Below are 17,155 nucleotides of genomic sequence, written 5' to 3' on the forward strand. Positions count from 1 at the left end.
CGACGACCGCGCCGCCATCGGTGACTCCCCCGGTCCGTCACCAGGGAGGACCCTGGGAGCGCTCCCATGGGCGGTGCCGCGCGGTCACCGGCGAGGGGCGGTGAGTGGTCAACCGTTTCGCGATGGGCTTGGGTTCATGGCTCACCGCTGGGATGCGGGACGGCCCGCGGCGGTGAGTGGTCAACCGTCGACGGTGCCCCGACCGTTGATGGCTCACCGCTCGGTGGACCACGCCTCGAACAGCGGTGAGTGGTCAACCGTTTCGCGATGGGCCTGGGTTCATGGCTCACCGCTGGGATGCGGGACGGCCCGCGGCGGTGAGTGGTCAACCGTCGGCGGTGCCCCGACCGTTGATGGCTCACCGCTCGGTGGAGCACGCCTCCAACAGCGGTCAGTGGTCAACCGTCGACAGTGCCCCGACAGTTGATGGGTCACCGCTCGGTGGCGGGACCTCGCTGTCCCCGCGCCGCCGCGTCAGCGAGAGGCGTCCGACGCGGCCGCCCGGACGCTGCTCGCGGCCCACGCCACGATCCGGGGTACGACGACCTCGGGCCGCCTCGCCCACTTGAAGTGGTCGATGCCCTCGGCGTCCACGTGCTCGCGGTCGACCGTGGCCACCGGGAGCTTGGCCACCAGCGCGTCGACGGCCGCCCGGGGACCGAGCCAGTCGCCCTCGACGGAGACGGCGAGCACCGGGAGGTCGACGCCGGAAAGCCCTTCCTCGCCGGCGACGAAGCGGCCGGTCCGGGCCAGGTGGGCCCAGTCGCGGATGACGCCACGCGACTCGCGCCCGGCGAACTTCACGCGCTGGCCGGGGAAGTGACCGAGCACCTTGCTGGCGCCGACGAACCCCAGGCTGAGCGGGAGGATCCAGGGCGCCCACGTGCGCCAGTGCGGCGTCGAGGAGGCCATCAGGACGATCCCGGCCAGCTCGCCGGGATGGAGGGCGGCGTACATGAACCCGACCTGTCCACCCATGCTGTGGCCGAGGAGCACGACCGGTGCGCCCGGGAGGACGGCGCGCGTCGCGGCGACCGCGTCGGCGACGTCGTCGACCATGTCGACGTACCCGAAGTCGTAGTCGCGGCCCGGGAGCCGACCGCCCGACGCCTCGTGGCCACGCAGCTCCATGAGCGAGCAGTGCACGCCCGCGGCGGCGAGCGCCTCCCCGAACCGGTGGTAGTAGCTCGAGGGCATGCCCATCGCCGGCACGACGAGGACGACGGGTGCGCTCGCCTCCGCGGCCGACCAGACGGTCAGGACCGACCGGGTGCCCTCGCCGCGCTCGAGGACGATCTCGGTCGCGGTCACGCCTTCTTGGCCGTCTTCTTCGCGGTCGACTTCTTCGTGGTCTTCTTGGCGGTCGTCTTCTTGGCGCCGCGCTTGGCCGTCTTCTTGGCCGGGCCCTTCGCCCGTTTCTCCGCCAGCAGTTCGGCGGCGCGCTCGAGCGTCATCGCGTCGACCGAGTCGTCCTTGCGCAGGGTCGCGTTGTACTCGCCGTCGGTGACGTACTCGCCGAAGCGGCCGTTCTTGATGACGACCGGGTTGCCCGACACGGGGTCGTTGCCGAGCTCCTTGAGCGGGGCGGCGGCCGCCGCCCGACCGCGCTGCTTGGGCTGGGCGTAGATGCGCAGCGCCTCGTCCATCGTGATGGCGAGCAGCTGGTCCTCGCTGGTCAGCGAGCGGGAGTCGGTGCCCTTCTTGAGGTAGGGCCCGTAGCGCCCGTTCTGGGCCGTGATCTCCTCGCCGTCCTCGGCGGTGCCGACCACGCGCGGCAGGGTGAGGAGCTTGACCGCGTCGGCGAGCGTGATCGTGTCGAGGCTCATCGACTTGAAGAGCGAGCCGGTGCGCGCCTTGGCGTTCTTGGGCGCGTCCTCGGGCAGCAGCTCGGTGACGTAGGGGCCGAACCGGCCGTTCTTGGCGACGACCTCGAGCCCCGTCTCCGGGTGCCGCCCGAGCCTGACCTCCTCCCCGGCGGGGTTCGCGAGCAGCTCCTTCGCCTTCTCGACGGTGAGCTCGTCGGGCGGCAGGTCGTCCGGGACGTTGGCGCGCACCGCCAGCGGCGTCCCGTCGTCGCCCGGTCCTTCCAGGTAGGGGCCGTACTTGCCGACCCGCAGCTGGATGCCGGTGTCGTCGCCGATCGGGTAGGTGGCCAGCTCCTTGGCGTCGATCTCGCCCAGCCCCTCGACGAGTGCCTTGAGGCCGTCGTGCCGGTCCGAGCCGAAGTAGAACTCGCCGAGCTCGTTCTGGCGGGTGCTGCGGCCGCCGGCGATCTCGTCGAGCGCGCGCTCCATCTGCGCGGTGAAGTCGTAGTCGATCTGCCGCGGGAAGTGCTCCTTGAGCAGCCGCACGACCGAGAAGGCGATCCACGCCGGCACCAGCGCGGTGCCCTTCTTGTAGACGTAGCCGCGGTTGAGGATCGTCCCGATGATCGAGGCGTACGTCGACGGGCGACCGATCTCCCGGTCCTCGAGCTCCTTGATGAGCGTCGCCTCGGTGTAGCGGGCCGGCGGCTTCGTCTCGTGGCCCTGCGCCCGCAGGCTCGCGGCCGAGACCGCGTCGCCCTCGGACAGGTTCGGCAGCCGGGTCTCGGCGTCGTCGCTGCTCTGCTCGGCCGAGTCGGTGCCCTCGACGTAGGCCTTGAGGAAGCCGTGGAACGTGATGACGCGGCCGCTGGCCGAGAACACGACGTCCTCGCCGCTCGCCGCGGCGCCACCGAGCCGGATCGTCACCGATTGGCCGACGGCGTCCTTCATCTGGGAGGCGACGGTCCGCATCCAGATCAGCTCGTAGAGGCGGAACTGCTCGCCTGTCAGCCCGGTCTGGGCGGGCGTCCGGAAGGAGTCACCCGCGGGCCGGATGGCCTCGTGCGCCTCCTGGGCGTTCTTGACCTTGCTGGCGTAGGTCCGCGGCGCGTCGGGCAGGTACTCGCCGCCGTAGAGCTCCTGGACCTGACGACGGGCGGCGGTGATCGCGGTGTCCGACAGGCTGATGCTGTCGGTTCGCATGTAGGTGATGAAGCCGTTCTCGTAGAGCCGCTGCGCCACGCTCATCGTCACGCTGGCGCTCATGCCGAGCTTGCGGGAGGCCTCCTGCTGCAGCGTCGTCGTGCGGAAGGGGGCGTAGGGGCTGCGGCGGTAGGGCCGCGACTCGACCGAGCGGACGTCGTACGTCGTCTCGGCGAGCGCCGCCACCAGTGCCTCGGCCCGCGTGCGGTCGAGGTGGACGACGCTCTTCTCGCCGGTCGAGCCCTTCAGCAGGCCGTCGGGGCCGAAGTTGCTGCCGGACGCCACGCGGGAGCCGTCGATGGTCCACAGTCGCGCCGGGAACATCCGCTGGTCGGCCTTGCTGCCGGCGTCGAACGTGCCGTCGATGTCCCAGTAGGAGGCGACCTTGAAGTCCATCCGCTCCTGCTCGCGGTCCACGACGAGCCGGGTCGCGACCGACTGCACGCGGCCGGCGGAGAGGCCGGAGGAGATCTTCTTCCACAGGACCGGCGAGACCTCGTAGCCGTAGAGGCGGTCGAGGATGCGACGGGTCTCCTGCGCCTCGACGAGGTCCATGTCGAGCTCGCGCGGGTTCTCCGCGGCGGCCTGGATGGCCGACTTGGTGATCTCGTGGAACACCATCCGCTTGACCGGGATGTTCTTCGGCTTGAGCTCGTCGAGCAGGTGCCAGGCGATCGCCTCGCCCTCGCGGTCCTCATCGGTGGCGAGGTAGAGCTCGTCGGCGTCCTTGAGCAGCGTCTTGAGCTTGGAGATGTGGCTCTTCTTGTCGCGCGGCACGACGTAGAACGGCTCGAAGCCGTTGTCGACGTCGACCGCGAGCCGGCCCCACGGCTTGTCCTTGATCTTGGCCGGGGTGTCGGCGGCGCTCTGCGGAAGGTCGCGGATGTGGCCGATGGAGGACTCGACGACGTACCCCTGGCCGAGGTACCCGCCGATCGTGCGGGCCTTCGCCGGGGACTCGACGATCACCAACTTGTGCGCCAACTGCCTACTTCCCTACTCGCTCATTCGACCCGCTCGGGGCACATGATGTGACACCGATGGGTCTCACGGCCGAACACGGTAGCGCGTCGTGTCCATTCCCCTCGCTGTGGATTCCCACACGCCGGACCCGGCGACTGTCGGTGCCCTGCTGTCCGATGGCCGTGGGACGACGACTTCCACCCCGAGCTGGAGGTCATCTTCATGTACGACGAATACGGCGACATCACCCGCACCCCCGAGGTCTCGAGCTGGTACGGCGAGCGCCCGCCCGACCCGGACCACCTGATCCACCTGTGCCCGGAGTGCCGCGACCTCATGGCCTCCGCCGTCTCGCTCGCACGACGGCTCCCCGAGCCCCGCCCGGAGCCCGACTGGACGCAGGCGCTGCGCTGGCTCGACTCGGTGTGCGGCGGCCGCGACGCGGTCCTCGCCGTCGACGCCGAGCCGCTCTCCGACGACGACCTCCGGGTCCCCGATGGCGTCCCCGCCGGGCATCGGCAGCGGCTCGAGTCGTGCCTCACCCTGCTCGACGCCGCCGCCCGCCAGTTCTTCGACGACGAGGCCGGCGTCGCGCTGCGGCGTGGCCTGCTGCGCCTCTACGAGCGCGAGCCGGGGCTCGTGACCGGTGCCCGGAGCGCGTCGCAGCTGGCGCTCGGCGTGATCTGGGCGGTCGGCCACGCCAACGGCCTGCTGCACCCACGCGGCACCGTCACCGAGAAGCAGCTCAGGCCCTACCTCAACGCCACCCAGCCCGCCTCGACCCTCGGCCACCAGGTCCGCGACGCGCTGAGTGGCCCCTTTCGGTGGAGCACCCCGAGCCGGCCGTGGGGGTACGGCGGCCAGCCGCGCGACCTCGAGCCGCTCGGCCACGCCGACCTGCTCGTCTCCGGGGTCCGACGCCAGCTGATGGGGGTCCGCGAGCGGGCTCTGGCCGCGGAGGCGCGGGAGGTGGTCGCCTGACGGGGCCTAGGCGATGAGGAGGAAGCCCTCGGCGACCAGCTCCTCGGCGATCGGCTCGTACGTCGCCCGGGTGGCCGCCGGGTCCAGCTCGAGCAGCTCGCTGATGGCGTCGAGCAGCTGGCCGACGGTGAGCTCGCCGTCGCAGGCGCCGACCAGCGCAGCGGTGACGGTGTCGACCTGGCGCGCACGCCGAAGGCCGCGCTGCTGGCGGAGGACGACGGCGGTGGGGTCCTCGGCGCCGGGCGACCCGATCGTCTCCTGCTGCACGTCGGCGGGCAGCACCAGTCGCGAGTCGAGGCCCACCTCCGCGCGTACGGCACTCCCCCAGGACGCGATCGCGGGGGCGATCGGCTGCTCCACGTCGTAGGGCCACTCGAGGAGCTCGCGTCGGGGGTCGACGTCGTGGACCACGTCGGTCGAGCCTGTCGAGACCTTGTGCAGGTTGATCCACCCGAAGCCGATGCCCTCGATGCGCTGCTCCTCCATCCAGGACAGCCAGGTGTCGTAGCGATGGCGGTAGTCGTCCGCGCCGCCGGTGCCGGTGGAGGGGTGGTGGCCGGAGTCCTTGAGCCACAGCTCGACGTACGCGGCCGGGTCGAGGATCTCGCGCTGGACGACGAAGGCGTCGGTCTCGTCGGTGAGCCACGACTCGAGGCGCTCGTCCCACGGCAGATCCTTCGCGATCACCCAGTTGGCGAGGATCTGGCACCAGCCGTCGGGGGCGAGCAGGTCGGGCGCGGCACGGACGATGTCCTCGACGACGCGGTCGCCCGGGAGGCCGGAGTCGCGGTAGACGAGCCGCTCGCCGGTCGCCGGGGAGATCACGAACGGCGGGTTGGTCGCGATCAGGTCGAACGTCTCGCCCTGCACCGGGTCGAAGAACGAGCCCTCGCGAACCTCGACCTTGTGGCCGACCTCGTTGAGGGCGGCATTGAATCCGGTGATCCAGAGGGCCCGCTGGTTGACGTCGGTCGCCACAACGTGGCCGGAGTGAGTGGCCAGGTGGAGCGCCTGGACGCCGCACCCGGTGCCGAGGTCGAGGCTGCGGCTGGCGTGCTCGCGGATGGTGAGCTGCGCCAGCGACGTCGAGGCCGGGCTGATGCCCAGCACGTAGTCGGAGCCCACCCGCTGAGGCGTGCCGTCGAGGCCAGGCGTGAGGTCGGAGAGGACCCAGAGGTGCTGGTCGTCGGCGTCGTAGGGCCGCACGTCCATGCGGGCGGCCACCTCGCCGACCGACTGCTCCAGGAGCCCCTCGACCGCGAGCCGGTCGACGAGGCCGGGTAGCGCGGCCTCGGCGGCGGCCAGGGGTACGGGGGTCTGCAGCAGGAAGAGCCGCACCAGCGTCTCCAGGGGGCTGCCGCCCCGCGTGCGGCGCAGGCCGGGCGTCGTCTCGTTGCGGCCGAGGGCCGCGTGAGCGAGCGGACCGAGCACGTCGGCGACCTCGTCGTAGGTGAATCGCGCGGCGGTCAGTGCCTCGCGGAGCCGGTGGGGAAGGTCGGTGACGTCGCGCACGCCCGGGACGTTACCCGTCCCGGGCGTGCGTCCGCTTCCGTGGCCGGGTCAGCCGAGGCCGCTGCGCACGGGCGCCGACGACAGGGTGTCGGGTTCACCGTCGCCGCTGTCGATCGCGACCGGCCGTCGCTTCGAGATGTAGACGGCGACGACGATGCCGAGGGCCGCCACGACGGCGATCAGGATCCGCAGCCAGTCGGTCTCGTGCTTGCCATAGCTGAGGTTCACGATGGCGGCGACGATGAGCAGGCTGACCAGGTTCATCACCTTGAGCAGCGGGTTGATCGACGGGCCGGCGGTGTCCTTGAAGGGGTCGCCGACGGTGTCTCCGATGACGGTGGCGGCGTGGGCGTCCGAGCCCTTGCCGCCGTGGTGGCCGTCCTCGACGAGCTTCTTGGCGTTGTCCCAGGCGCCGCCCGAGTTGGCGAGGAACACGGCCATCAGCGTCCCGGAGGCGATCGCCCCGGCGAGGAACCCGGCGAGCGGCCCTATCCCCAGACCGAACCCGACGGCCACGGGCGCCAGGATCGCGAGGATGCCCGGCGTGGCCAGCTCGCGCAGCGAGTCGCGGGTGACGATGTCGACGACCCGGCCGTACTCCGGCCGGCCGGTGCCCTCCATGATCCCGGGGATCTCACGGAACTGACGGCGTACCTCGTAGACCACCGCCCCGGCCGCCCGGCCGACCGCGTTGATGGCCAGGCCGGAGAAGAGGAAGACCACGCTCGCGCCGAGCAGCGCGCCGACGAGCAGCTTGGCGTCGAAGACCAGGAAGCCGTCGAGGATGCCGCTCTGGGACTTCCCGGTCGCGTCCTTGAACGCGTCGAAGGCGCTCTGAGTGTAGGACGCGAAGAGCGCGCTCGCCGCGAGGACCGCGGTGGCGATGGCGATGCCCTTGGTGATCGCCTTGGTGGTGTTGCCGACGGCGTCGAGCTCGGTGAGGATCTGCGCGCCGTCCTCGCCCACCTCGCCGGACATCTCCGCGATGCCCTGGGCGTTGTCGGAGACGGGCCCGAACGTGTCCATGGCGACGATGACCCCGACGGTGGTCAGCAGGCCGCAGCCGGCGAGGGAGACCGCGAAGAGGGCGAGCGCGGTGGTGCCACCCGCCAGCAGGGCGGCGCCGAACACCGCCGCGCCGATGACGATCGCGGTGTAGACGGCCGACTCGAACCCGACGGACAGGCCGCTCAGGATCACAGTCGCCGCTCCCGTCAGGCTGGTGCGCCCGACGTCCTGGACCGGCCGGTGCTCGGTACCGGTGAAGTAGCCGGTGAGCGCGAGGATCGCCGCGGCGAGCACGACGCCGATGACCACGGCGCCCGCGGCCAGCACCCGCGGGCTGACGTCGGCCGTGACCCCGGACGCGCCGGCCAGGTCAGCCCACGTGCCGGGCAGGTAGATGAAGGCGGCGATCGCCGACGCGATGGCGCCGATCGCGGCGGAGATGTAGAAGGCCCGGTTGATGGTCCGCAGGCCGTTCTCACCGACGCGCGGCCGGCACAGGACGACGCCGACCACGGCGGTCAGCGCACCGATCGCGGGAACGATGAGCGGGAAGACGAGGCCCTTGTCGCCGAACGCCTGCGAGCCGAGGATGAGCGCCGCGACCAGCGTGACGGCGTACGACTCGAAGAGGTCGGCGGCCATGCCGGCGCAGTCGCCGACGTTGTCGCCGACGTTGTCGGCGATGGTCGCGGCATTGCGTGGGTCGTCCTCGGGGATGTTCTGCTCCACCTTGCCGACCAGGTCGGCGCCGACGTCGGCCGCCTTGGTGAAGATGCCGCCGCCGACGCGCATGAACATCGCGAGCAGCGCGGCGCCGAAGCCGAAGCCCTCGAGGACGTGCGGCGCCTTGTCCTGGAAGATGATGACGACGATGCTCGCTCCGAGCAGGCCCAGGCCGACGGTGAGCATGCCGACGGTCGCTCCGGTGCGGAAGCCGATGGTCATGGCCGGCTCGCGGCCCTCGGTCTCGGCTGCGGCCGCGACGCGCACGTTGGCGCGCACGGCGAGGGACATGCCGAGATAGCCGACGGTGGCGCTGAACCCCGCGCCCAGGAGGAAGAAGATCGAACGTCCGATGCGGACGCCGGCATCGTCGGCCGGCAGTGCGAAGAGCACCACGAACGCGACGACGGCGAACACCGCGAGGGTTCGGAACTGGCGGCCGAGGTACGCCGCGGCGCCCTCCTCGACAGCTTGGGCGATCGTCCTCATCTTCTCGGTGCCGCTCGCGGCCGCGAGCACCTGGCGCCGGAACATGAATCCCAGGCCCAGGGCGGCCAGGGCGACCACCGCGACGATGACGACCAGGACGAGGTCGCCTCCGGATACTTCGACTTCAGGCATGCACGCCTCCTGCGAAAGGGTCGGTTCCCCACCGCAGGGTATGTGACCCGGGCCACAGGGGGAAGGAGGCGAAGCGAACGACTGCGCGGAAAGTGCGCAGGACGTGGGAGCACCCGCTCGGACGTCCGAGCGGGTGCGTGGAAGTGACGGTGGGTGGCGGCTCAGCCGGCCGCGATCGCCGCCTCGGCGGAGCCGTGGATCGCGAACACCTTCGCCAGGCCGGTGATGCGGAAGATCTTGAGAAGACGATCCTGCGTGCAGACGAGCTGCAGGCTCCCGTCGTGCGCGCGCACCTTCTTCAGTCCGCCGACGAGGACGCCGAGGCCCGTCGAGTCGAGGAACTCCACCGCCTCCAGGTCGATGACCAGGTGGTGCGCACCAGCGGCGACCAGCTCGGTGATCTTGTCGCGGAGCTTGGGCGCCGTGTAGACGTCGATCTCACCACCGACGGACACGATGGTCGTCCCATCGACCTCGCGGGTCGCCAGGGTCAGGTCCACGGAGCACTCCACTGTGGCGGTCAAGGTGATGGACGGTCTGCTCGCGCGTCGGGACTCACGACGTCCCGGTCCGCGAAGCCGGACCCTATGTAACCACGTAAAGCGACTTCACGTACAAAGAAGTCCCACAGCACCGGTGGACGACAACAACGACGGGGTCGGTTGTCGGTGCCCTTTGCGAGGATGGAGCAGTGACGGCGCCTCCCCTGCACCACGACGTGCCGACCCTTCTGCACCGGCTCTCGGCCGTGCCGGGCCGAGAGGGGCGTCTCACGCACCTCGAGGACCTGCCGCCGCGTCCCGCCGACGACGTCGACTGGCCGGGCTGGGCCGATCCTGCGGTTGTCGACGCGTTCCGGGCCCGCGGTGTCGACCGCCCGTGGCGCCACCAGGTCGTCGCGGCGGACGCCGCCTACTCAGGGGCCCACGTCGTGCTGGCCACCGGCACCGCGTCGGGCAAGTCGCTCGCCTACCAGCTGCCCGCGCTCACCGCCGTGCGGGAGGGACGAGGACCGCGCGGACAGCGGGGCGCCACGGTCCTCTACCTCGCGCCGACCAAGGCCCTCGCGCAGGACCAGCTCGCACGTCTCCAGGCCCTCGAGCTCGACGTCCGGGTCATGACCCACGACGGCGACAGCCCGCGGGAGCAGCGGGAGTGGACGCGGGCCTACGCCGAGTACGTGCTGACCAACCCGGACATGCTGCACCGGTCGTTGCTGCCCGGGCACAGCCGCTGGGCGTCCTTCCTGGGCTCGCTCGCCTACGTCGTCGTCGACGAGTGCCACCACTACCGCGGCGTGTTCGGCGCGCACGTCGCCCACGTGCTGCGTCGCCTGCGCCGGGTGGCGGCGTCCTACGGCGCCTCGCCGACGTTCGTGCTGGCCTCGGCCACCGTCGCCGAGCCGGAGACGGCCGGGCGCCGGCTCACCGGGCTCGACATGGTGCCGGTGACGACCGACGGCTCGCCACGAGGCCGGGTCTCGCTCGCGCTCTGGCAGCCGCCGCTGACCAGTCACGCCGGCGAGAACGGCGCGCCCGTACGCCGCGCGGCCTCGTCGGAGACCGCCGACCTGCTCGCCGACCTGGTGTCCTCGGAGGTGCGCACCCTGGCGTTCGTGCGCTCGCGGACCGGGGTCGAGCAGGTGGCGCTGACCGCCGCCGGCCTGCTGGCCGACGTCGATCCCGAGCTGCCGGGCCGGGTGGCGGCCTACCGCGGCGGCTACCTCCCCGAGGAGCGGCGCGAGCTCGAGCGGGCGCTCCGCTCGGGGCAGCTGCTCGGCATCGCGGCGACCAACGCGCTCGAGCTCGGCATCGACGTGAGTGGACTGGACGCGGTGCTGATGGCCGGCTATCCCGGCACCCGAGCCGGGCTGTGGCAGCAGGTCGGCCGGGCGGGCCGCGGCGCCCAGGACGCGCTCGGCGTCCTCGTCGCCCGCGACGACCCGCTCGACACCTACCTCGTCACGCACCCGGAGGCGCTGCTCGGCCGACCGGTCGAGGCGACCGTCTTCGATCCGGGCAACCCCTACGTCCTCGGGCCGCACCTGTGCGCGGCCGCCCAGGAACTCCCGCTGACCTCCTCCGACTTCGAGCTGTTCGGTCCGACCGCGGCGGGCATCGTCGACTCGCTCACCGAGGCCGGCGTCCTGCGGAAGCGTCCCCGGGGTTGGTTCTGGACGGACCGGCGCCGTGCCGCCGACTTGGTCGACATCCGATCGGCCGGTGGCAGCGCCGTCCAGCTCGTCGAGGCCGGGACCGGACGCGTCGTCGGGACCGTCGACGCCGCTCGGGCACACGGCACGGCGCACACCGGTGCCGTCTATCTCCACCAGGGCGAGACCTGGCTCGTCGGCTCCCTCGACCTCGAGGAGAGCGTCGCCGTCATGGAGCGGGCCGATCCCGGCTACACCACCACGGCGCGCGAGACGACCGACATCAGCATCGTCGCCGAGCGCGAGCACGAGTGGTGGGGCGACTGCCGGCTGTCCTTCGGCGACGTCGACGTGTCCCACCAGGTCGTGTCGTTCCTGCGCCGTCGTCAGCCCGGCGGCGAAGTGATCGGCGAGGAGCCGCTCGACCTCCCGGAACGGACCCTGCGGACGAGCGCGGTCTGGTGGACCGTCCCCGATCACGTCGTCGCCGACGCCGGACTGCAGCAGTCGGACGTCCCCGGCTCGGCCCACGCGGCCGAGCACTGCTCGATCGGCCTGCTACCGCTGTTCGCAACCTGCGACCGCTGGGACATCGGCGGCGTCTCGACAGCCGTCCACCCGGACACCGGCGTCCTCACCGTCTTCGTCTACGACGGGCACCCCGGCGGCGCCGGCTTCGCCGAGCGGGGGTTCCAGGCGGCCAACGGGTGGCTCTCGGCGACGCTCGAGACCATCGAGGCCTGCGAGTGCGACGACGGCTGTCCGTCCTGCGTGCAGTCCCCCAAGTGCGGCAACCAGAACAACCCCCTCGACAAGGCCGGCGCCGCCCGACTGCTGCGAGCGCTGCTCACCGGCGTCCCCGCTCGCGGGGACCGATGACCGCTCGCGTCCTCGAGATCCACCTCGCGCCCGGGCGGCGGCTGCCCACTCGCTCGGTGCCGTCCGTCGAGGCCGAGGCCGGTCGCGGGCTCGTCGGCGACCGCTACCACGGCGCCAAGCACCGTCACGTCAGCGTGCAGGCACGAGACGAGCTCGACCTGGCGGCCGCCGAGCTCGGTTCAGCCGTGCCGTCCGGCGCGACCCGCCGCAACATCACGGTGGACCACGGCCCGGTGCCGACGAGGCCGGGCGAGCGGCTGCGGGTCGGGCCCGTGCTCCTCGAGGTGGTGCGGGTCGCCGCACCGTGCCGGCTGCTCGACGACGGGATCGGACCCGGTGCCGCCGCCGCCCTGCGCCGGCGGGCCGGCACCGTGTTCCGGATCCTCGAGTCGGGGACGATCAGCGTCGGCGACGTCGTCCAGGAGGCGGACGAGGAGTCGTCGGAGCCGACGCCCTGACGGCCGGTCCCGGCCCCCGGCCGGCCTCAACCAGGCCCGGCCCGGGCCTCCGCCTCCAGGTCACCGTGGCTGCCCAGCCAGCGCGGCCCGGCGACGATGACTCTGACCCGGAGGTCCGCACCCTCCCTCCGACACGCGGACAGCGCCGCCCCGTTGTCGGTGGCGACCCGGCCCGCGGCGCCACAGCCGTCGCGACCGTCGGCGAGAGCTGAGGCGCCGGCCAGGGCGGCGAGGTCGGCGGCCGCCTGGGCCGTCCGGTGGTCGGCCACCATCGCGCCGGCCACGCCGAGCGCAGCGCCGAGCAGCAGCACCACGCCGAGGCAGGCGACGGCGAACGGGACGGCAGAGCCGCGCTCGCTCCGCCTCATCGCGCGGTGTCCTCCTCCGCTGCCGCCACGGCTCGGGCCCGGACCGTCACATCGGGCAGGAACCCGAAGAGGCCGCCGGGTCCCGCGACGCGCGCCCGCGCGGTCGCCACGACGTGCTCGCCGACGGTCGACACCGACACGCGCGTGCCCGCCACGCCGACCCGGACGCCGCGGTCGATGGCCTCACCGCGGTCGTCCCCGCGGGCGAGGGCACGAGCGGTCTCCCGCGCCGCATCGACGGTCCGCACCTGCGCAGCACCGACCGAGAGCAGCCACACCAGCCCGATCGTGACGGCCACCAGCGCCGGTAGCACCATGACCAGCTCAGCCGTGGCAGCTCCCCGGTCCCGAGCCGGCGAGGACATCAGATGCCGAGGAGCCGCAGGACGTGGTCGTAGAGCTTCTGCAGCAGCTCGTTGCCGAAGCCGCCGGTCAGCATCTTGTAGAGCAGGCCGGCCAGGCCGGCTCCGGCCGCGGTGCCGACGGCGTACTCAGCGGTCGTGATGCCTCGGTCGGTTCGACCGGCAGGCAGCCAGGGGGACCAACGGTGCATGGGATCTCCTTCGGGTTCGGGCCGCGGGTCGCGGCGGGGTTCTGACGATGGGCCGTGGCGCGAACTTCCGCATCCGGGCTCACACCGCCTGTTGAGTGAGGCGTCCCGGGATGCGGCGGTGGACGGCGACCGGCCCATCCACGCCCCCTCACAGACGCAGCGAGCTCAACAGCCCGCCGACGAGCGGGACGATGCCGATCAGCAGGAAGGACGGGAGCAGGCAGACGCCGAGCGGCACGGCCGCCTTCACCCCGACGCGCCGGGCCCGGTCCTCCGCGTCAGCGCGCGCCGCGCGCGCCAGCTCGTCGCCGAGGCGCTCCACCGAGGCGACCACGCTCGCTCCCGACGACTGTCCTCGGGCGAGGGCACGGCCGAGCGGCGCGAGGGCCGGCTCCTGGGCGAGCGCCTCCCACACGGCGACCGGAGACGAACCGAGCCGCAGCCGTGCCGCGGCACCGGCGAGTCGCGCCCCACCCGGGCCCGGCAGGGCGTCGGCGACCGCCTGGACGGCCTCGACGGGCGCGGCACCGGCCGCCAGCGCCGCCGCGAGCAGGCGGGCGAGGTGGGGCAGCTCGCGGCGCAGCTCCTCCCGCTCGCGGCGTACGCCGGCCGGCTCGGCGCGATCGATCGCCCTCCAGCAGCCGGCGGCTGCGAACGGGGCAGCGACACTGCCGACCAACCCGCCGACGAGGGTGACGGTGGCGATCCCGGCGAGCAGGCTGAGTGGCAGCCGGTAGCGCCTCATCCAGTCGCCCCCGTCGACGGCGCTCGCGCGCACGCTGGTGGTCCGGCGCGGCTCGACGACGGGCGCGCGGGCCCGCGGGAGGAGCGCCACCGCGAGTCCGGCGAGGACGGCCGCTGCACCGACGACCAGAGGCTGGCTCATGGCGACTCCACCCCTCGTGCGATCGCCTCGATCCACCACAGGCCGACCCAGCCGAACACCAGGCCCGCGCCGAGACAGACCAGGCCGGCCGGGGTGCCGAGGAGGAACCCCCACGGGTCGCCGCCGACCCCACTGCCCATCGCGAGTGCCGCGAGCGGCAGGAGCGCGACGAGCTTGGCGGTCGCGCGGGCCGAGGCGAGCTCGCCGTCCACGACGCGCCGGGTCGCCTGCTGGGCGCGCAGGTCGAGGGCGACGCGGTCGACGGCACCGGCCAACCCCTGCCCCGTGCGGTGCGCGACCTGCCAGGCGGCCGCCACCCAGCGCAGGCCGTCGGCCCCGGGCGTGAGCGCTGCTCGGCGCAACGCGTCCGGCACGTCGGCACCGACCCGTGCCGCTTCGGCGACCGGCGCCAGCAGCGGCCACTCAGCGCCCGCCCTGGCGAGGGCCCGCCCCGGCGGACGCCCGGCCGCGAGCTCGGCGGCGAGCCGCTCGCAGACCTCGACCAGGGCGGCCCCGGTGCGGTGGGCCGCCAGTCGGGCCGCGCGGCGGCGCCACAGCATGGCGGCGCCGAGCGCGCCGGCCGAGACGGCGACGGCCAGGGCCAGCACGCGGGGCGGAGCGACGAAGCACAGGGCGGCCACGGCGAGGAGGGGCAGGAGCACCGGACGAGTCGACCGCCGCAGCGACAGGCGCGGCCTGGGCAGCACGGCCGCCGCCGCACTGGCCGCCACCGCGGCGAGGAGGCCCACGGTGGTCATCGCCGCTCCAGCAGCGCGGTGAGCCGGCCGGCGCCCGGCTCCTCGACGAGGCCGCCGTCGGTCGGGAACGACGCCGCCAGCTCCATCCGCACCAGCCCGTCGTGCTGCCGGACCGGGACGGCGACCTGGGCGAGCCGGCGCCGCCCGTCGCGTGCGCGCTGCAGGTGCAGCACCAGGTCGACCCCGGACGCGAACTGGCTGTGCGTCGCCTCCCGGCCGAGCCCGGCCGCGAGCGCGAGCGCCTCGACCCGGGCCGGCACGTCGAGCGCTGAGTTGGCGTGCAGGGTGCCGCACCCGCCCTCGTGACCGGTGTTGAGGGCCGCGAGGAGGTCGACCACCTCACCGCCGCGCACCTCCCCGACCACGAGGCGGTCGGGCCGCATCCGGAGCGCCTGTCGGACGAGCGTCCGCAGCTCGACGGCTCCGGCGCCCTCGATGTTGGGCGGCCGCGCCTCGAGCCCGACCACGTGCGGGTGGTCGGGGCGCAGCTCGGAGGCGTCCTCGACCAGCACGAGCCGCTCCTCCGGACCCACCAGGCCGAGCAGCGACGCGAGCAGGGTCGTCTTGCCGCTGCCCGTGCCGCCGCTCACGAGGAATGCCATGCGGGCCGCGACGACAGCGCGCAGCAGCGCCGCTCCGGCGCCGGTGAGGGTGCCGGCAACGACGAGCTCATCGAGCGAGAACGAGCGCCGCGAGGGCACGCGCAACGAGATGACGGTGCCCGGTCGCGCGAGCGGCGCCAGCACTGCGTGGAAGCGGGTGCCGTCGGCCAGCCGCAGGTCGACGAAGGGCGCCGCGTCGTCGAGTCGTCGACCTCCCGCGGCCGCCAACCGCTGCGCCAGGCGTCGCACCGACCCCTCGCCGGGGAAGGTGACGTCGGCCTGCTCCAGCCCATGGCCGCGGTCGACGAAGACCTGCTCCGGACCGTTGACGAGGACGTCGGTCACGCCCGGCAGCCGCAGCAGCGGCTCGAGCGGGCCGGCACCGACGACGTCGCGGCGGAGCAGCTCGTAGACCGTGAGCACGGTCGCGTCACCGACCGGTCGGCCGGCCGCCCGCAGGCCCTCGGCCACCCGGTGCGGCGTGAGGTCTCCCGGCGTTCGGGCCAGCCAGTCGCGGACCTCGTCGACGACCTCGGGCGCGAGGTCGACGACCGCGCTCACGCCGCCGCCGGCATCAGCCCGAGCACCGTCTGGGCGGCGCGGCCCAGCGGGCCGCGCCTCGACCGCACGGGGCCGAGGCCGAGGTCGATGGCCTCGGCGAGCCCGCGCTGGTCGCCCATCGCCGCGATCAACGGGACGCCGACGGCGCGGGCGACGGCCTCGGGCTCCGCCCCACCGCCTCGTACGACGAGCCGCAGCCGCGACCGGTCGCCGAACCGCGCCACCAGCCGAGCCGCCGACGCGATGCCGGTCACCGAGGCCGTGACGACGAGCAGCACCTGGTCGCACCGGTTGACCAGATCGTCGGTGACCGGGTCGCCGGCGCGCGGCAGGTCGACGACGACCGTGTCGTGGCCGCGACGTGCCGCGGAGAGGACCTCGCGGACCGTCGCCACGTCGAGATCGCGGGGATCGCCGGTGGCCCAGGTGAGCACGGCCAGGTCGGCGTACCGCGGCAGGCCCTCTCTCAGCGAGCGCGCGCTGAGCCTGCCGGCCGTGCGGGCCAGCTCGCCCCAGCGCACCCCCGGTCTCTCCTCGAGCCCGAGGACCCGGTCGGCGCCCGGCCCCAGCGGATCGGCGTCGATGACCACGGTCGGGCCGCCACGGGCGGCGAGCTGGGCCAGGGCGCAGGCGAACGTCGTCGCGCCGGCACCCCCCGATCCGGCCATGAGCCCGATGGTCAGGCCGCGAGCCCGGCCGACGTCGCCGACGTCGCCGAGGACGGCCGCCAGCCACTCCGCCGAGCCGGGCAGCAGGGCGACCCCCTCGGCGCCGACCGCCAGCGCCGTCCGGAACAGCGCGTCGGGAGCGCTGCCCCAGGCCACCACGTGGACGCCGTCACGGCGCGGCGGGGCGGCGCGGGCCACCTCGGGCGCGAGGTCCGCACCGAGCAGCACCAGTGCTGCCGAGGACCAGCCACGCAGCGCGGCGCCGACGTCAGCGGCGACGTCGGGCGTGGTGCCGGCCGCGGCGCAGAGCCGGACCAGCTCGTCGAGGAGGGTCTCGTCGGCCGTGATGAGGAGCGCGTGGGTCATGCCGTCGAGGCTTCCCGTGCCCGCCGACGTACCGACCCGGCTCGGCCGGGGGCTGTGGAGCGCCGTTCATCCTGATACGCCTGTGGAC

At 73.4% G+C, this 17,155-nt stretch carries 15 protein-coding genes; 3 read left to right on the forward strand and 12 right to left on the reverse strand.

From position 1 onward, the window contains the following. Positions 1–474: 474 nt before the first annotated feature. Together QDS12_RS00335 and topA are read right to left on the reverse strand one after the other, a co-directional pair. Entirely contained in the window at positions 475–1,311 is an 837-nt protein-coding gene (locus QDS12_RS00335; RefSeq protein ID WP_279876215.1) for an alpha/beta fold hydrolase, read from the reverse strand. Next, complete coding sequence (topA, locus tag QDS12_RS00340) at positions 1,308–3,992, reverse strand: type I DNA topoisomerase (protein ID WP_279876216.1); 2,685 nt, start codon at positions 3,990–3,992, stop codon at positions 1,308–1,310. Before topA ends, QDS12_RS00335 begins: the two co-directional genes overlap by 4 nt. 201 nt (positions 3,993–4,193) lie before the next feature. On the opposite strand from topA, the gene QDS12_RS00345 reads away from it, so the two are divergent. Beyond that, a complete protein-coding gene (locus tag QDS12_RS00345; protein WP_279876217.1) occupies positions 4,194–4,952 on the forward strand; it encodes a hypothetical protein in 759 nt (252 codons plus the stop codon). 6 nt (positions 4,953–4,958) lie between these two features. Here the strand turns inward: QDS12_RS00345 and QDS12_RS00350 are convergent, their stop codons facing one another. From QDS12_RS00350 to QDS12_RS00360, 3 genes are all read right to left on the reverse strand, one after another. Next, positions 4,959–6,464 (reverse strand): methyltransferase, encoded by a 1,506-nt coding sequence (locus QDS12_RS00350; RefSeq protein ID WP_279876218.1) that lies wholly within the window; start codon positions 6,462–6,464, stop codon positions 4,959–4,961. Positions 6,465–6,512: 48 nt separating this feature from the next. After that, a complete protein-coding gene (locus QDS12_RS00355; protein WP_279876219.1) occupies positions 6,513–8,816 on the reverse strand; it encodes a sodium-translocating pyrophosphatase in 2,304 nt (767 codons plus the stop codon). 161 nt (positions 8,817–8,977) lie between these two features. Further along, positions 8,978–9,316: an anti-sigma factor antagonist gene (locus QDS12_RS00360; protein ID WP_279876220.1), complete on the reverse strand. Its 339-nt coding sequence runs from the start codon at positions 9,314–9,316 to the stop codon at positions 8,978–8,980. Between the two features lie 191 nt (positions 9,317–9,507). On the opposite strand from QDS12_RS00360, the gene QDS12_RS00365 reads away from it, so the two are divergent. Together QDS12_RS00365 and QDS12_RS00370 are read left to right on the forward strand one after the other, a co-directional pair. Continuing rightward, complete coding sequence (locus tag QDS12_RS00365; RefSeq protein ID WP_279876221.1) at positions 9,508–11,847, forward strand: DEAD/DEAH box helicase; 2,340 nt, start codon at positions 9,508–9,510, stop codon at positions 11,845–11,847. Further along, positions 11,844–12,305 carry an MOSC domain-containing protein gene (locus QDS12_RS00370; protein WP_279876222.1) on the forward strand — a complete coding sequence of 154 codons (462 nt, stop codon included), beginning with the start codon at positions 11,844–11,846 and terminating at the stop codon, positions 12,303–12,305. Before QDS12_RS00365 ends, QDS12_RS00370 begins: the two co-directional genes overlap by 4 nt. Positions 12,306–12,331: 26 nt before the next feature. Here QDS12_RS00370 and QDS12_RS00375 read toward each other — a convergent pair whose 3' ends face one another. From QDS12_RS00375 to ssd, 7 genes are all read right to left on the reverse strand, one after another. Beyond that, on the reverse strand, positions 12,332–12,673 hold the full coding sequence (locus QDS12_RS00375) for an Rv3654c family TadE-like protein (protein ID WP_279876223.1): 342 nt from the start codon (positions 12,671–12,673) through the stop codon (positions 12,332–12,334). After that, entirely contained in the window at positions 12,670–13,038 is a 369-nt protein-coding gene (locus QDS12_RS00380; protein ID WP_347882169.1) for a TadE family protein, read from the reverse strand. The genes QDS12_RS00375 and QDS12_RS00380 overlap by 4 nt, the downstream gene beginning before the upstream one ends. Further along, entirely contained in the window at positions 13,038–13,226 is a 189-nt protein-coding gene (locus tag QDS12_RS00385; protein ID WP_279876225.1) for a DUF4244 domain-containing protein, read from the reverse strand. The genes QDS12_RS00380 and QDS12_RS00385 overlap by 1 nt, the downstream gene beginning before the upstream one ends. Before the next feature lie 148 nt (positions 13,227–13,374). Beyond that, positions 13,375–14,112, reverse strand: a complete 738-nt coding sequence (locus tag QDS12_RS00390; protein WP_279876226.1) for a type II secretion system F family protein — start codon at positions 14,110–14,112, stop codon at positions 13,375–13,377. Continuing rightward, entirely contained in the window at positions 14,109–14,870 is a 762-nt protein-coding gene (locus QDS12_RS00395; RefSeq protein WP_279876227.1) for a type II secretion system F family protein, read from the reverse strand. The genes QDS12_RS00390 and QDS12_RS00395 overlap by 4 nt, the downstream gene beginning before the upstream one ends. Then, complete coding sequence (locus QDS12_RS00400; RefSeq protein WP_279876228.1) at positions 14,867–16,033, reverse strand: TadA family conjugal transfer-associated ATPase; 1,167 nt, start codon at positions 16,031–16,033, stop codon at positions 14,867–14,869. The genes QDS12_RS00395 and QDS12_RS00400 overlap by 4 nt, the downstream gene beginning before the upstream one ends. Continuing rightward, positions 16,030–17,067, reverse strand: coding sequence for a septum site-determining protein Ssd (gene ssd / locus QDS12_RS00405; RefSeq protein ID WP_279876229.1), 1,038 nt, complete (start codon positions 17,065–17,067; stop codon positions 16,030–16,032). The genes QDS12_RS00400 and ssd overlap by 4 nt, the downstream gene beginning before the upstream one ends. Positions 17,068–17,155: the final 88 nt, after the last annotated feature.

The sequence above is a fragment of the Nocardioides sp. CER19 genome (genome assembly GCF_029846275.1).
Classification (GTDB): domain Bacteria; phylum Actinomycetota; class Actinomycetes; order Propionibacteriales; family Nocardioidaceae; genus Nocardioides.

What these genes read in the sequence shown, in the direction of transcription:
- QDS12_RS00375 (WP_279876223.1), bottom strand. Translation starts at nt 12,673, where the DNA reads ATGAGGCGGAGCGAGCGCGGCTCTGCCGTCCCGTTCGCCGTCGCCTGC.
- ssd (WP_279876229.1), bottom strand. Translation starts at nt 17,067, where the DNA reads ATGACCCACGCGCTCCTCATCACGGCCGACGAGACCCTCCTCGACGAG.
- QDS12_RS00395 (WP_279876227.1), bottom strand. Translation starts at nt 14,870, where the DNA reads ATGACCACCGTGGGCCTCCTCGCCGCGGTGGCGGCCAGTGCGGCGGCG.
- QDS12_RS00345 (WP_279876217.1), top strand. Translation starts at nt 4,194, where the DNA reads ATGTACGACGAATACGGCGACATCACCCGCACCCCCGAGGTCTCGAGC.
- QDS12_RS00355 (WP_279876219.1), bottom strand. Translation starts at nt 8,816, where the DNA reads ATGCCTGAAGTCGAAGTATCCGGAGGCGACCTCGTCCTGGTCGTCATC.
- QDS12_RS00385 (WP_279876225.1), bottom strand. Translation starts at nt 13,226, where the DNA reads ATGCACCGTTGGTCCCCCTGGCTGCCTGCCGGTCGAACCGACCGAGGC.
- QDS12_RS00370 (WP_279876222.1), top strand. Translation starts at nt 11,844, where the DNA reads ATGACCGCTCGCGTCCTCGAGATCCACCTCGCGCCCGGGCGGCGGCTG.
- QDS12_RS00390 (WP_279876226.1), bottom strand. Translation starts at nt 14,112, where the DNA reads ATGAGCCAGCCTCTGGTCGTCGGTGCAGCGGCCGTCCTCGCCGGACTC.
- QDS12_RS00380 (WP_347882169.1), bottom strand. Translation starts at nt 13,038, where the DNA reads ATGTCCTCGCCGGCTCGGGACCGGGGAGCTGCCACGGCTGAGCTGGTC.